11 protein-coding genes are annotated in these 14,616 nt (G+C 36.5%); 3 read left to right on the forward strand and 8 right to left on the reverse strand.

Features of this window, described 5'->3' with window-relative positions:
* From ACNSTQ_RS17125 to ACNSTQ_RS17145, 5 genes are all read right to left on the reverse strand, one after another.
* Positions 1-525: sulfatase-like hydrolase/transferase (locus ACNSTQ_RS17125; RefSeq protein ID WP_418201041.1), on the reverse strand; the 525-nt coding region annotated here is incomplete at its 3' end.
* A gap of 578 nt (positions 526-1,103) precedes the next feature.
* Positions 1,104-1,502 (reverse strand): hypothetical protein, encoded by a 399-nt coding sequence (locus ACNSTQ_RS17130; protein ID WP_418201042.1) that lies wholly within the window; start codon positions 1,500-1,502, stop codon positions 1,104-1,106.
* Positions 1,503-1,654: 152 nt separating this feature from the next.
* The gene (locus ACNSTQ_RS17135) at positions 1,655-2,035 is read right to left on the reverse strand and encodes an SH3 domain-containing protein (protein WP_418201043.1); all 381 of its coding nucleotides are present in this window, start codon (positions 2,033-2,035) and stop codon (positions 1,655-1,657) included.
* Positions 2,036-2,537: 502 nt separating this feature from the next.
* On the reverse strand, positions 2,538-6,887 hold the full coding sequence (locus tag ACNSTQ_RS17140; RefSeq protein WP_418201044.1) for an AAA domain-containing protein: 4,350 nt from the start codon (positions 6,885-6,887) through the stop codon (positions 2,538-2,540).
* A gap of 368 nt (positions 6,888-7,255) precedes the next feature.
* A complete protein-coding gene (locus tag ACNSTQ_RS17145) occupies positions 7,256-7,753 on the reverse strand; it encodes a hypothetical protein (protein ID WP_418201045.1) in 498 nt (165 codons plus the stop codon).
* Positions 7,754-8,482: 729 nt separating this feature from the next.
* On the opposite strand from ACNSTQ_RS17145, the gene ACNSTQ_RS17150 reads away from it, so the two are divergent.
* The 3 genes from ACNSTQ_RS17150 to ACNSTQ_RS17160 all read left to right on the forward strand — a co-directional run bounded on the left by ACNSTQ_RS17150 (position 8,483) and on the right by ACNSTQ_RS17160 (position 10,533).
* Positions 8,483-8,695 (forward strand): helix-turn-helix domain-containing protein, encoded by a 213-nt coding sequence (locus tag ACNSTQ_RS17150; RefSeq protein ID WP_418201091.1) that lies wholly within the window; start codon positions 8,483-8,485, stop codon positions 8,693-8,695.
* A 162-nt stretch (positions 8,696-8,857) separates the two neighbouring features.
* Positions 8,858-9,340 carry a competence protein ComK gene (locus tag ACNSTQ_RS17155; protein ID WP_418201046.1) on the forward strand — a complete coding sequence of 161 codons (483 nt, stop codon included), beginning with the start codon at positions 8,858-8,860 and terminating at the stop codon, positions 9,338-9,340.
* Positions 9,341-9,453: 113 nt separating this feature from the next.
* The gene (locus ACNSTQ_RS17160; protein WP_418201047.1) at positions 9,454-10,533 is read left to right on the forward strand and encodes a hypothetical protein; all 1,080 of its coding nucleotides are present in this window, start codon (positions 9,454-9,456) and stop codon (positions 10,531-10,533) included.
* A gap of 608 nt (positions 10,534-11,141) precedes the next feature.
* On the opposite strand, the gene ACNSTQ_RS17165 is transcribed toward ACNSTQ_RS17160, so the two are convergent.
* Genes ACNSTQ_RS17165 through ACNSTQ_RS17175 form a run of 3 tightly spaced genes read right to left on the reverse strand, consistent with a single transcriptional unit; the run spans position 11,142 to position 14,605 of the window.
* On the reverse strand, positions 11,142-12,263 hold the full coding sequence (locus tag ACNSTQ_RS17165; RefSeq protein ID WP_418201048.1) for an ATP-dependent nuclease: 1,122 nt from the start codon (positions 12,261-12,263) through the stop codon (positions 11,142-11,144).
* A complete protein-coding gene (locus tag ACNSTQ_RS17170; RefSeq protein ID WP_418201049.1) occupies positions 12,232-13,017 on the reverse strand; it encodes an AAA family ATPase in 786 nt (261 codons plus the stop codon). The genes ACNSTQ_RS17165 and ACNSTQ_RS17170 overlap by 32 nt, the downstream gene beginning before the upstream one ends.
* Positions 13,007-14,605 (reverse strand): ATP-binding protein, encoded by a 1,599-nt coding sequence (locus tag ACNSTQ_RS17175; protein WP_418201050.1) that lies wholly within the window; start codon positions 14,603-14,605, stop codon positions 13,007-13,009. Before ACNSTQ_RS17175 ends, ACNSTQ_RS17170 begins: the two co-directional genes overlap by 11 nt.
* Between the last annotated feature and the right edge of the window lie 11 nt (positions 14,606-14,616).

The following is a 14,616-nucleotide window of genomic DNA, read 5'->3' on the forward strand; positions in this document are numbered from 1 at the left end:
GCCATAGGAATCTAGCCGATTTGCATGTAAATAAAGCTTTTGCTTTTCGGGATCCGGGACCCCAGTTGTTGGGTTATAACTTAACATTGCATTATGACTTGCTGGAACGATTAGGTCCTCATCAGAAACATGCCATTTCCCTTTCCAAAACGTTCGATAACCTGCAGAACGAAAATAGTCACCTAGGGTTGGGACTGTATTGTTATCAAGCCAGTATACATCTGAATCAAAAGCTCCTTTCGCTGCACCTGTTGTTTGAGTGACCCCATGTAGGGATGGATACTGGCCAGTGTAAAGTGTTGTTCTACTAGGTGAACAAGCTGTACTTCCAATATAATGATTTAAGAATGTCATACCGTTTTCTCGTAGAAGCTCCTGTGTCTTCAAATGAGTTTTACGCCATTCTTTTAGAGCTTCGTTTTCATAAGTGGTTGGAAACCGTTCCTCATCAACAAGGATAATAAGAAAATTTGGTCTTTTATTATTTTCCGGAGAACGATCTCGGGGATATTTAGGTTTAATCATGTCACACCCTCCTATAGTACTAAAGTTATACTTCTGCTGTATCGTATGTAAGAGAACTGCAATATGACTGTATATCCTAAAAAAGAATTCTATATCCATAGCTGTACTCGTTCAACTAAGGTTTGATACGAAATCTACAGATTAACGCGTTTAGTAGCTTTTTCTACCAACTTTCCCCTTCCTATTTAAAACCTAAAGATGGCGATAGTTTTAATTACATGCCCACAGCTAGTATTAATCACACGGATCTAACGATTACATTATCGCGAACGTACCCAAAGTATTTGTTGTGTCACGAAGAGTAGGTTACTTTAAGTACAATACTTCACAAAGCAGATTATACTTTAACATAAATATCCAATTTAAAACTCATTAGGTCATTCCGAATCTCACTTTTTTGTTGCACAGTATGGGTCTACTACGAAATAAAGTGGTTCCCTCAAGGGGCTCATTCATTAATAACGCGGACGAAAAGGCGAACAAAAAAAGTGGCAAACGGCTCTTATTTTATAAGTGTGATTAAGGGTTAAAAATCTTGAAAGAGGGAGATTCGTTTTAAAGTCAAAAAAAAGCCTGTTTTAAGCAGGGGGGGTAATATAGTCCTGATCACGGATCCCTTCGATGACAAAATCTATTCGATATCTTCCTACCACTACTTGAGGAGTTACTTTGTAGCCACGGGCTAGGATCATTCGCAATACGTCTTTTTCAAATGGCGAATCGCATTTATCTTCAAGGTCTTCAAATTGTTCACTCGTACGATTTGGGATATTACAGTAACTTAATAGTCTGTATCTCAAATCATCAGGATTTAAATCTTCCAAATCTATCGAGTGATACAATCTCATTTGATTTTTTGCACGGCTAGCTGCGACATTAAATCGTTGTTTATCACTTGTTTTTGTCAGTGCCATGAAACGTCGTCTAGGAGCAACGATCATCGATAAAAAGATAATGTCGCGTTTAAAAAATGTCACTGTGACAACCCGATATTAATTCCCTTTTTTGTTGTACAAAAAAATGCGTTCCTGCTTTATTGCAGAAACGCTCCCGTTAGCAGAATAAGCCTCGGGAACCAAGACGACAAATCCTGCAATTGATCTTAAGAACTCTTTAGCAGCTCTTTTCGTTAGTGGTCGTTTACTTCTTTTACGTTTTCTTTAGGTACCCAACCTTCTTCTGAATTAGTTAGCCTTTTAACCCATATCCAACCATTAAGTTCCTTAGTTTTAATAAGCTGTTCATCAACATTAACCTCTAATTCTTTTGCAATATAATCCTCTAAGATCAATCCTTGCTTACCTTGAATATGAATAATTTGTTCGGGCACCCAACCCTCTAAATGTTTATCTTTAGTGTAACAATATATCCAGTTATTCCAACCTTCGTTACCTTCATACTTTTTGCTGATAATAACAGCCTGCCCTTTAAAAAGTCTAATTGGATTGGGATAGTTACTTATATGTTGTTTGGTTACTATATAAACATTTTTATATCTTTCATCTGCCATAATTGTCAGCCCCTTTATTTAACTTTCCTTTTAAAGCGGGGCCTGACCCTCAGTGCGGTAATACTTTACTGTACCGGGGGTCAGGCATTTTATAATAAGATACACAAGAACGTCTCTTGTGCTTCGGTCGTTTAGCGAAATAAAAGAAGCGAATGAAGTGTCCCCTTTGCTACAATTAGCAAAATAGTGACCTTCCATTGCTAAGGGGACTGAGAGGCCTCTATTTGTGAAAAATCGAAAATTTCACGATCGTAACGGACTGAGAGGCCCTTATCTAGCAAAATTGCGTTGGTTTTCACATGATTCATAGGAAATAAGGGCTTCTGAGTCCGCTAACACTTCTAGAATGGTAATTTTCATCAAAATAAGGGCCTCAGAGTCCGCTTAAAAATGTCACTGTGACAACCCGAGATTTGTCGAGAGGAACGAGGCAGTAATACTTTACTCTGTTTTACTACCGGTTTCGGTATACTTAAACTCCTGCCCTTCATTCTTTAACTCATTAAATAAGTCGGTCAACTGGTGCCTGATTAGAGGTGATCCCCATTTCATCTAACTTCTCCCACAAACTTTCCATCGCTTTTTCGCGGTTAAAATAGAATTCTCTACCTCGAACTCGCCAAAACTTCCAACCTGAGCGTTCAAGAGATTCTTGTCGTTGCATATCTTCCTCAAACTTTTCAGGGCCATGCCACCTCTCACCGTCACACTCTACAGCAAGTCGATCACGGATTCCTTCGATGACAAAATCGATTCGATATCTTCCTACCACTACTTGAGGAGTTACTTTGTAGCCTCGGGCTAGGATCATTCGCAATACGTCTTTTTCAAATGGCGAATCGCACTTATCTTCAAGGTCTTCAAATTGTTCACTCGTACGATTTGGATTTTTACAGTAACTTAATAGTCTGTATCTCAAATCATCAGGATTTAAGTCTTCCAAATCTAGCGAGTGATACAATCTCATTTGATTCTTTGCACGGCTCGCTGCGACATTAAAGCGTTGTTTATCACTTGTTTTTGTCAGTGCCATGAAACGTCGTCCAGGAGCAACGATCATCGATAAAAAGATAATGTCGCGTTCATCTCCTTGAAGAGTATATGAGTTACCACAAATCATTTTACGATCGACATACTCTTTTTCACCAAGGGTTTCTCGGATTCTAGACTCCAGCAGTTTCGCTTGTTTTTGGCCTTGAAGGGCAATAACCCCAAATGTTTGCCCCTTATACTTAGGATCTTTAACCATCTCTTTCATGTCTGCAACTATAGCGTCTATTTCTGGAACGTTAATATCCTTATCTTTTTCATCATTGTAGCCATCATTCACTTTAATAGCGGTAACTGGTGGATCCATCTTTTCTTCTTCTAACGGAAGCCGAAGCGGGATCATTTCACCACCATAACTTAGATCATTTGAGAATTGAATGATCTCAGGGACACACCGGAAATGTTCTCTTAACATGAGCTTTCCTTCTTTAGGGAAAGTTTGTTCAGCAATTTCATAAAGTGATATATTGCCGTCAAATAGATTTCCGTTCGGGATGCCATTAAGATACCTTCTCACCAATTCATGGACATCATCTAACTTTGTCCCGATATCAGTAGGACTGATTTGTTCATCATCCCCTACAACGATTACTTTTTTACCACGCATCAAAACGTTAATCGAAAACAGATCACATTGACTGCTTTCATCAAAGATGATGATATCAAATTTGTCATTGGTGACAGGGAAGTTTTCTAACACTTGGTTAACAGGCATGATCCAAACAGGAATAGCCGATTGGGCAGTTTTCATCTCATTCCGCGCATCTTTTAGATGTTGATGGGCGTATTTCCCTGTACCTTTACCAAATCGTTTAATATATGTTTTCCAAGCTGAGAGTGAACGTTTCTCACTTTCTGTGATTCGTTCAATTTGATTTTTCCAAGTCGATTGACTCACTATGTCTTGAATCAGCCTTTTCTGTTCTTTATGTTCTTCTTCGATTTGATTTTTAATTAGACCGACATTCATGTCTTTCGTTTCATCCAACCAAGTATGAAGTTTCTTTAATTCAAAAGCTTCTTCGTAATCTTCAGGAAAAGGAATGGTTTGCCCTACTGACATTTCAATCGATTTTCCTGTTAAAGGTAATAGACTCGCTAGGACATGTAAAATCTCATAAAATCGTTTTACATCCATTTGCAGTATTTCTAAATGGCCAAGTTTTTCTAATCGTTCACTCCATAAGACATCATCCTTGGTCTGAAACACAGTAATAAAGTCCTTCCATATCGGATGAGCACCTTCTTGATTTCCTGCCTTTGTAAGTTGTGCTCCTTCTTCATTAAACTGCTTTAGCCATTTCTCATATTCTACATATTGTAAAACGACTTCTAGCTCACCAGCTAACTGCTTATACGTTTCAACTGAGAATACATCGAGTTGAGACATTGTATATGGTTTGATTTCCTCTTTAAAGGATTCTATAGCATCTACTACTTTTAGTAAGACATCTAACTGTTGAATTTTTTGATCTAGGGCGTGCGGGAACCTTTCATCTTCAAGGTTAATCGTCTCCATTTGAACGTCCGTCATATTTCCATTAAAAACTCTCGCTGCCTCATCTCGTTTTTGTTGGTAACTTAAAAACTGTTCCAGCCGTTCAATGTCCTCAACTGTTCGGATCGACTCACCATTAAGAATTCTCGTTTCAAATAAATATTTGGTACGCTTTCCTTTGAACATAAAAAAGAGTGCATTTGGTTTCTTCCCTGACTGTAATCGCTCTTTTGCAATTAAAACATCTTCTGCCAGTTCTTGTCGTCCTTTATTAGGAAGATTTATTGTATGGGTTACAAGTGAATGATAGAGCTCAAACAACTCTTCATTTTTTGCCTTTAACTCAGAAAGTAATGTTCTCCAGCGTTCCTCTCTTTTACCACCTGCCATGCAATCATCTAAAATTAATTTGTACTCGCTATTGGAGAGAATACCCGCATTTTGATAGACTCCTTGAACATGTGTTAGTAAGCTTTTAATGACTTCCTCTTCAAGAGGAACGTTGTATTTCTGTTGTATTTGCCTTGTCGGTTCAACCGATTTCTCAAGCTCTTTCCCTTTTCTAATTAAATCTGTGAAAGAAGTAGCGCTGCGAATATCCTTTTCCACTTTTGGTAGAGCTTCTTTAACTAAGGATAAGTCCTCTTTTTGCAGTTTTCCTTTTAAGTGCCATAACTCTTTAAATTCAGGAGATGAAATCGGGAAACTCACATTCATTTCTACCTCATCGTATAACCACGTATAACTAATGGGCGATTCAGCCAAGCGCTTTGCTACATCATATTTGAAAAGTTTCTCACCTTTATATTCTAGAGGTGTTCCTTCTTTCTCGGCGTAGGTCCGCAAGTCATTTTTCAAACGAGCCTCATTTCGCTTACTTTGGTCAAGCAGGTCTTTATTTCTAGTCATTTCAGCCTCTAGCTTATGAACATCTAGTTCTCCTAACTTTTCACTTAAAGAGCGTATCGATTGCTCAATTTCTTGAAGAGATTCGCGCCCCCCACCTAAAACAGGCACACATAAGTCCCTAATATCTTTTGGAATTTTTGCTTTTAGGACTTTTAATGGACTCTCTTTCTGGCTCGTAATTAAGATCTTTTTACCTTGAGCAAGGAAATGCGACACTAAATTAGCGATCGTATGGGTTTTCCCCGTTCCCGGCGGTCCCTGGACCGATACCCCATAATTGTGCTCAATTCGATTGACGATTTCCTTTTGCTGCTCATTAGACTCCAGCGGAAAATACAGATCATTTGCTGAGAATTCTAGCCTGTCATTGTTTGCTTCAGAAGGGTCCCCCTCCTCTGCTTCTGACTGCTCACCGACAATGGCTTGGAGCGCTGGAGTCACCTCAAGGTCACCCTCTACAATTCCATTAATTATTTTTTCTAAATCATCCCGTAAAACTCGAACACTTTTTCTTCTTAATGAAAAGAAGCTTTCATCATAAATGGCGGGATGTTCATTTATTTCTATTTTAGAGTGGTCCTCAATAAATTTTCCGTTCGGGTCAAACAAGTGTATGTACTGAGTAAAAAAAGTATCAAGATTATCCAAAATCGAGGTGGTTTGAATACTTTCATTTAACTCATTTATTTTTTCTATGTTATTGAACCGGACACCAGAGAACATTTCACGTTCAACATTCGTAGCGACTTGTACTTGTTTAATAGAAATAATTCCTTTTTCTGCATCCAGTTCTAACTCCAATTTTGTTGTTAGTAAGGGGTATCGGATCGTTCCCACCTTTTCATCTGGATGTTGCCAACAAAAGAGCCCCCTAGCGAAGATAAATTCTAACGTTTCACCTTCTTTTTCTAATTGTTGAATGAGATCAAAGTACTGAACATAGAGATCATTCACTTTTTTCTTTTCTCGTAATCGTTCAGCCCAACTATTCCACTCATTTTCCCAACTTTCAAAAGCCGTGATCCTTTTTGGGTCTTCGGAAAAATCTATCGTTATTTCATTCTCATTTTCATCGAGTACTGTTTTCTCATTTAACCGCGTAACACTTCTCCGTTCATTTCGATAATCAAAATCGATCCAGCCACTTAATATCAGATCGGGCTGAGGAGGCGTTTCATCCTCTCGCGTAATGTCAGGACGATGAATTTCAAGAAACGTATCCTCATCCTCGCATTGATCAAATAAATAACAACCAGGTAGACTTTTAAATTCGGCGGTTGGCCAATTTTTTTCAAACTCTCTATAGTCTCTTGTTACTTTTCCTACTAAACTATTTAACGCCAGTAGGTATTCAAAGAAATTCTTTGCTTTCTGTTCCGTTCCATTTTGTGTCACATTCAAGCACCTCACAGTTACATCTATTACTCCATTTTACAACTTTATCCTTATGTTGGGAACTTTATGCTTTTTAAGGGTAAGAGTAGTATAAAATGTATCCAAACATTAATTAGTTTTAATTCAGTTATCGTGGAGTGTACTTAATGTAACTGGCAGTATTGTGGCAAAGAAAAACACTCATTATTTACTGCGAAGTAGACCGATACTGCGCAACTAATAAAAGTGAGATTTGGAAGAGTTTTTAGTTGGATATTTATGTTAAAATATAATTGAAATTTGTAAAATGTTAGTTGAATATCAAAACTTAGAGAGAAAATCCACATACTATTTAGAATAAATAATACGTGGATTTTTTATGTCCAATTTTACGGTTTTGGTAGTACTAGAAGTTGCGTCTGCATTGATGGAAGATGATCATGACATATAATATCAAAAATACCAGGTTTATCTGCTTCAAATTCAACTATTGTAAGCTCTCCTCGATTTACAACAAAATCAATATCATAGCCTGTAAGAGTAGAATGATGATGGTTTCCGTTTACACCAAAGATATGAAGTTCCACCTGCTCTCCTTCATAAGCAACAACTAACCCTGGTTCCCAGCGATATGTAGCAGCTTCCCAACGTCCATCTTCATCAGGCTCCTTTAAAATATAGCCTCCACCTTCTGGGAGCGGTGTGTCAGGGAAGGGAATGCTATTTGTTCCCCCTTTTGGCTCAATAGCAGTCATATGAATAATTCTTGTTTCTTTCTTTCCTTCCATTTTCGTAGTAGGTTCACTGCCACACCCAATTAAAGCTACAGATAATAATCCAAGAATAAATAAGAAACATAGCCTTTTCAAACGAATTACATTAAACATGAATAGTTCATCCTTTCCTCCACCTAATTATTTTTCCTTAATGCAACTTTATTGTACAAAGGAAAATATTAATAGTCAACTTATTTTTTCGAAGAAAAGAAAGCAGATAGATTTTTTGAGTAACATTTAGATACACACGGGAAGCTTGAACGAAAGAGTCGGAGCTGTGATAATGGCAGCTTCTTTTCCTTATTGCGCTATTGTTTGATATGAAAAAAATTGGTAGACAGATTGCTCAACATAGAAAGTCAAAGAAAGTTACACAGATGGGGTTAGCAGACCAGTTAGGCGTTAGTTATCAGGCTATTGGGAGCGAGGTGAAACGATGCCGGATATTTCAAAACTACCTGATCTAGCTAGAATATTTTGAGGTAAGCATTGATGAGATTCTTAATAATTCGGGGGTCTGTCCACCACTAGAGTAAAGTATTACCGTAGCGGGGGACAGGCCCCGCTTCTAGCTTGTAATACATCATTCACATATTTTCGTAAAATTTACAATTTCTTAACCAAACATGAACGATCGTTCATTCCATTCCAAACAGCATCGTTGCATAATAATAAAAGAAAATAAATTCGATACTTTTGAACTAATTTTGAGTTTTTTACATTTTCTTCCTCTACATGCACTATCGTTCATTCCGCTCCATTTAAACAAATTCAATAATTTGTTTAAAAAGGAGCTTTCACTTGAATAAAAATCCTATTCTGTATAACACGTTTGGAAAAGTGATTAAATTAATAAGAGAAACAAACAGGATGACACAACAGAAATTAGCTGAAGAGGCCGGCCTTTCGATACGATACATCATTGATATTGAAGGCGGTAAAAGAAACGTAACTATAGATGTACTCTATAATCTAGCAAGAGCACTCAATACTTCACCTAGTGCTATTCTCAATGAAGTAGATATAAGAATAAGAGAAGATTTGAAAAAATGAACCATGTGGAGTAGCGAGGATCTCCTACTCCCTCTCTTTTGTATAATTCATTTTTCTATAAAAGAATACTTTTTCTATAATTCAACATGCCGTTCATCGCAAACTGATTTTTACAAGTCAATATCCCCTTAAACAAAACCCCGAAAAAGGAGCCATCCAAAAATGACTAACATTATCCTCAATCATTACAAAATTAACAAAAACACCGCTGCCCTTCTCCCTGCCTATCACACCGACTATCAAACCACCGTCTGGGAAAACAACGGACAACGCTTTCATGTCAAAAAGACACCGCTTCAACTGATGAAAGCCGCTTGTTTAGAAGGCGGTGCCGATTTTGATGGCAGGCGAGCTGCGGTCACGCATAAAACAGGAATTACTTCAAAAGCTCCAATTCCAGTAGTCCCACAGGAGCAAGTGTACGCCTTCCCGACGCACTCACCGAAACTTCACGAATGCCACTGGCTCTTCTATCATCACATTCAAGCCATCCGTCGTCATCCCGAAATCCCAACTCATACATATATCATCTTCAAGGACGAGAGAGAACTGCTCCTGCAAGTGTCCTACCACACGATGGAACGGCAGCTGCAACGCACATCCTACTGCATCACCCGCTTCACTCCGTACCCGATCCACAACTAGAGCAACCGACTAGCCCCAGTACGACCCATCTCATCCTTAACACCTATCACCTATCTATCAAACTAATTACTAACTACTACCTACTATCCCCAAAACAATAAGGAGGCCTCCCCGTGAAATCCAGCCACAACGACACAATTACTATCAGCCAGTCTTTTCATTCGATCCAGCCCATTATTAAAACAATGAAACTACTTAGAACGCAAACCTTTCCGAAAAAGAAAACCTACCCAAACTCAGAACCAAACTTTACAAAAAATTTACATACGCACTCACCGTTTTCCACTCCTTCTCTGTATATACGTAATGACGGAACGATACAACGAGGGGGTTTTAAAATGAAATCAGGTCGTATTGAGCAATACAGATCATATAGTCAGTTTTCAACACTAGAAGAATTTAACGAATCTAACAAAATGGCACTGGACATCCACGGACACCATTTGACGAAAGGTGAACGAATTGCCTTTGATGTTCTCACTCGTTTTAGTGTAAAAGTACTGGGGGTTTGTAATGCACGTATTTGTAAATTAGTACAAGCCTGCCAAGATATAAAGGGTGGCATTTCTCGCTCTACGTTTGAACGAATGCTGAGAAAAGCCAGAACGTTGGGCATCATCTCGATCCTTCATACCGTACGAGAAACCGGCGGGTATTCACACAACGTCTACATTTTTAACCGCTTTGACACGCCCAACCACGAACAATTGACGTCGCGTAAAAACGACAAAAAACCTCAAATACCAACGGCTGATGAGCACAAAAAGGAGCCGGAAACTCATTTAGTTGAAACAAAAACATTAAAAGATAAAGATCTTCGTCAGAAACAGGTCAAAACGATCGATCAAATCAACATAAGCGATCTGGACCATTCGTTCGTTCCTGATCATATTCCTGCACCATTTGTGAAAGCCATCAAACCATTTTTTAACCGAGCTAAAGACATTTGTGGTCTATGGGATCGAGCCCAAATTGCCTATCGATCCGCTAAATTCCCAACCACTACTTCGATTGATTCGATGCTGCCAACCATTGTCCATGCCTTCAAACAAACCGTTTATCGGTATAAGCAAAAGCGGATTCAAACAGGTTTTGTGCCTTATTTTTATGGGACTGTGGCCAATTTGCTGACGGTGGAGAAACGAAAGATGATTGCTGAGGATACTCAGTGGGGATTGTGGTTGGAGGGATAATCTGTGTGTTGTTGTAGTATTAGAGATGACCACATTATCTTTCAAGCAATTCTTAAAGTGTAGAACCCTTCTTATTCTTCTAAGACGGAATTTTTGCATTTGGGATCATGCAGTTATCTCTTTCCGATCGGTTAGATTTATTTAAAGAGTGAAAAATTACAACAAAACTAGTTTAACGGTGAATTAAAACGTGGAAAGAACTACCTCCATCGATACTTGATATAATCTCGTAATTTGGTTTAATTCAAAAACCAGAGTGCCTTTAGAGAATAAGGCACTCTGAGATACTATTCGATACTGGTGGTCGGGGTCGATATAGGTCTTAAAATATTGATATTATAAGGTTCGGTTATGGTCGTGTGTAAAATTTGTGTAAAAATTTAAATTTGTTATGCAGGTGGACTGTATTTCACCTACTTTTTTAATACTCTTCTTGAATACTTATGTCTTGATATAAAAACGTAAAAATTGCTTTTGTTTCCCAACACAATATAAAAATTTATTAAATGCCACTACCAACATTTAAAGCACAATATGTATATTCGATTGATTAACCAACTTTTTTAAATTTCAACTAAGCTAACGATTAAAAATAAACATTAAAGAATTTAAAATCCGTTCGCTTTGATTATTAATTTTACAATTTCTTCAACTTTTTCTTTCAATTCATCATTAGGATGATCCCAATCCCAAGATAAAGTAACTTCCTTTGCGATAGCATTTTTGTTTTTGGACAAATCACTCGCTATTCTATTCAAATATTTAGCTTCAAGTTGTTCCCCACTCTCAAATCTATATAAAGATGAAAAATATTCATCAAATGAATCGTATTGATTAAATTCTCTTTCAGGAGAATCAACTTGAATAATATTTTTCTTTTCTCTTTTACCATCAATATCAACATAAACATATTTTCTGATAAATTTCTCGCTAAATATTACTTGCTTGAATAGTGCATGTGGTACATAATTCTCAATTTCCCTACCTTTAGTTACCCATGCTAAAAGGCTAGATTCACTAAATATACCTAATTCTTTCCTCTCTAGATTTATTCTTTCTATACTTTCAACTATATTAACCACTCTACTTTTTAATGAAGCATCCTCCTGTGCTTTGTCAGAATCACACACAACTACTGCATAACGGCTTGTACTTAACATGTCAATTTTTTCATCACCTAATATATCATAACTGGTTAAGTTAGCCCCGCCATACATTAAGAAGCTATAGTGCTTCCCCTCAATAAAATGTAATGAATTAGGTGTTAAATCTTCTATCCATTTCTTTATATAGATTCTATCACTAGGTCCCTCAACCCAAATGACTAAGTTAGTTTGTAATATTTGTGATGCTCTTATGCCTAGGTCATCCAATAGCGCATACTTTTGGATAATATTTTGACAAGGAACCATTATAGATGGGGAATTTCCTGAACGATAAACCTGATGTATGCTCCAATTATCATTAACTTGATCAATTAGTGATGAGGAATGAGTTGAAATAAAAAATCTATGATTGGAAAATCTATCTTCTATAATCTTAAGTAGTTGTATTAATGCGTCTGGATGAAGATTCCCTTCTGGTTCTTCGATAAAGATATTTAAACTTTTATTTCTGTTTAGGTACAAAAATGATAATAACATAAACAATTGTGATACTCCCGTGCCTAATTGGGTTAAATATGCACAAATTCTGTTATCACCTCGTTTCAAAAAAAAACCTAACCTCATCACGTGTTACATCTATTGAAACACTTTCTTCTAATAATATTGTTTTCAAACATTCTTCAATTAAATCTTTGTAATCCATATAGTCAGTAGCCATTGATTCATCATTATGCAACTCAATTATTTGTTCTATAATATCACTACCATCAAAGTCTGCTTCTTTTTTAGAAGCAGTTTCTCTATTATAATGCCTAATTGGATCAACAAAAATTAAACTTTCAAAAAACGCATTCCAATATTCTACCGTTTCATAAGGGTATCCAATCCCCTCTCTAGGATCAAGGTAACATTCATGCGATGAACAATATACCTTAGGTTTATTAGTCTCTTTCTCTAATAATGGAACTCCTTCTTTATTTAAGACTGATAAACAAGTTTTTGATTCTGATATATTGTGATTTGAAACTAAACGTATTGTTTCTAATTCATTATGAAGTGTAACCTCACCTAAAACTTGTTTACTTACTATGATATCCTCTAAGAGTAATTCACAGGAAATATCATCATTCAAATCAGCCCAAGTATCACGACTAGCAATTTGAATATCAAGGTTATTATATGAATCATAATCCATAGAATCATTTTGCACTTTATTTAATATAGTTTCTCTTAGAAAATATAAGTACTTAAATAAATTAGACTTGCCTGAATTATTAGGTCCGATGAATAAGTTTATATGCTTTAATCCATTAACAGAAATTCCATCCTCATTACTGTATGATCTCCAACCCTTTAAATATATTTCTTTAACTTTCATCAGAACTTCCTCTTTCTCTTGTAATCCATCCTGATACTATAGGTTCGGTTGTATAATTATTAGGCAGCCCTTGAGTCCATGATTCATGAAACTTTACATCATTACTTCTTGGCCATGGTGAAGGACTATCAAATAAAACTTTACCAGGTAAAAGAACCGCATCACCAGTAACTAACGCTTCCCGGTCCCTTAGTCCAGGTAAAACGTTTGATTGATTTCCAATTGTATCAGGTAATATCCTTTTGACCTTATTTTGGTCCAAATCACTTGTTAATCTCAGTGCAATAAAAGTACCACATTGGGAAAGTACTGTTGGTGAAACGTTCGATGGTCTTTGAGTTACTACTAATAAACTTAAGCCATACTTCCTACCTTCTTTGGCTATTTTTTCAATTCTCTCTAAGCATAGAGAATAGCTTGAAGACGACTCTTCAGGTATGTAAGAATGTGCTTCCTCTAGTACCAATGCAAGAGGTAAATTTTCAGGGTCCATGTCCCAGTACTTAAAATCAAAACAAAGTCTACCAAGAACACCAACACAAATTGATCTGACTTCTGCAGGTAACCCACTTAAATCTAAAACTGTTACGTATGTTTGTGTGTCTTCGATTATTCCTAAAAGTCTACTAAAATAATTTGAAAGTGAGAGTTGGTCTTCTTTAGTATTTTTAAGAAAGTAATACCTAGAATCATTATTAATACTTTGTAATTTCAATAAAAGTTTATTCCATGGATCTTGTTTTGAAGGCGTTAATGAACTAATTTCAGATTCTATTTTTTCAATTAATTTATCGATATCAAAAAACACGGGGCTGTCTACTGATATTTTATCTCTTAAGTTCTCACTCACAGTCTCTTGCTTTAGCTCTTCAATAAATGTTTTTATATTCATTTTTTGAGTTCCACCTGCATCTGGGTAATAAATCGCTAAAAATTCGTCTAAATCAAGAAACCAATAAGGCAAAGAAAATTCTGACCACTTTATAGAATTTACTCGATTAGACCACTGACCGCTGAATGCATTTTTATACTCATCATGAATGTCAAAAATCATAATTCTAGGATATGGGTAATCTCTCAGAATTGATTGTATTATTGTACTCAAAGTACTACTTTTACCACTTCCTGTTGTTCCTAAAATTGCAGCATGCCTTCCTAGTAATTTATCTAAATCTAAATATACATCACCTGCACCTCGCATAGAACGTTTACCAACTTTAAAAAACTTTTTATCTTCATTGTTAATCCCCATAATAGTGTTAATTTGTTCACCAGTTAAAAGATATGCTTCACATGCTATTGTTGGTAATTGTTCAACACCACGCGAAAATTTCTGTCTTTCATCTATACTTCCTACAACGGAAAGTTCCACCAATTTTATTTCTTCGTTTTTATTATTTTCCTCAATTGTTACTTTATTTACAATGCATATTGTATCCCCATGGAAATCTCCACAGTTAACAAATGATCCTACTTCAACATTTAAACGAGGAGAATCAATTTTAAGCTTTTCTGCTTTTATAACAATACTAATGCCATCCACACTTCTCACCTTACCAAAACCTTGTTCTCTGACTCTAAAACTCATCTTTTCACTCT

Source organism: Alkalihalobacterium sp. APHAB7, from assembly GCF_048323755.1.
Classification (GTDB): Bacteria; Bacillota; Bacilli; order Bacillales; family Bacillaceae_F; genus Alkalihalobacterium.

Excerpts from the sequence above, each read along its gene's own strand:
- ACNSTQ_RS17135 (WP_418201043.1), bottom strand. The coding sequence starts at position 2,035 with ATGGCAGATGAAAGATATAAAAATGTTTATATAGTAACCAAACAACAT.
- ACNSTQ_RS17145 (WP_418201045.1), bottom strand. The coding sequence starts at position 7,753 with ATGTTTAATGTAATTCGTTTGAAAAGGCTATGTTTCTTATTTATTCTT.
- ACNSTQ_RS17155 (WP_418201046.1), top strand. The coding sequence starts at position 8,858 with ATGACTAACATTATCCTCAATCATTACAAAATTAACAAAAACACCGCT.
- ACNSTQ_RS17165 (WP_418201048.1), bottom strand. The coding sequence starts at position 12,263 with ATGAGGTTAGGTTTTTTTTTGAAACGAGGTGATAACAGAATTTGTGCA.
- ACNSTQ_RS17170 (WP_418201049.1), bottom strand. The coding sequence starts at position 13,017 with ATGAAAGTTAAAGAAATATATTTAAAGGGTTGGAGATCATACAGTAAT.
- ACNSTQ_RS17175 (WP_418201050.1), bottom strand. The coding sequence starts at position 14,605 with ATGAGTTTTAGAGTCAGAGAACAAGGTTTTGGTAAGGTGAGAAGTGTG.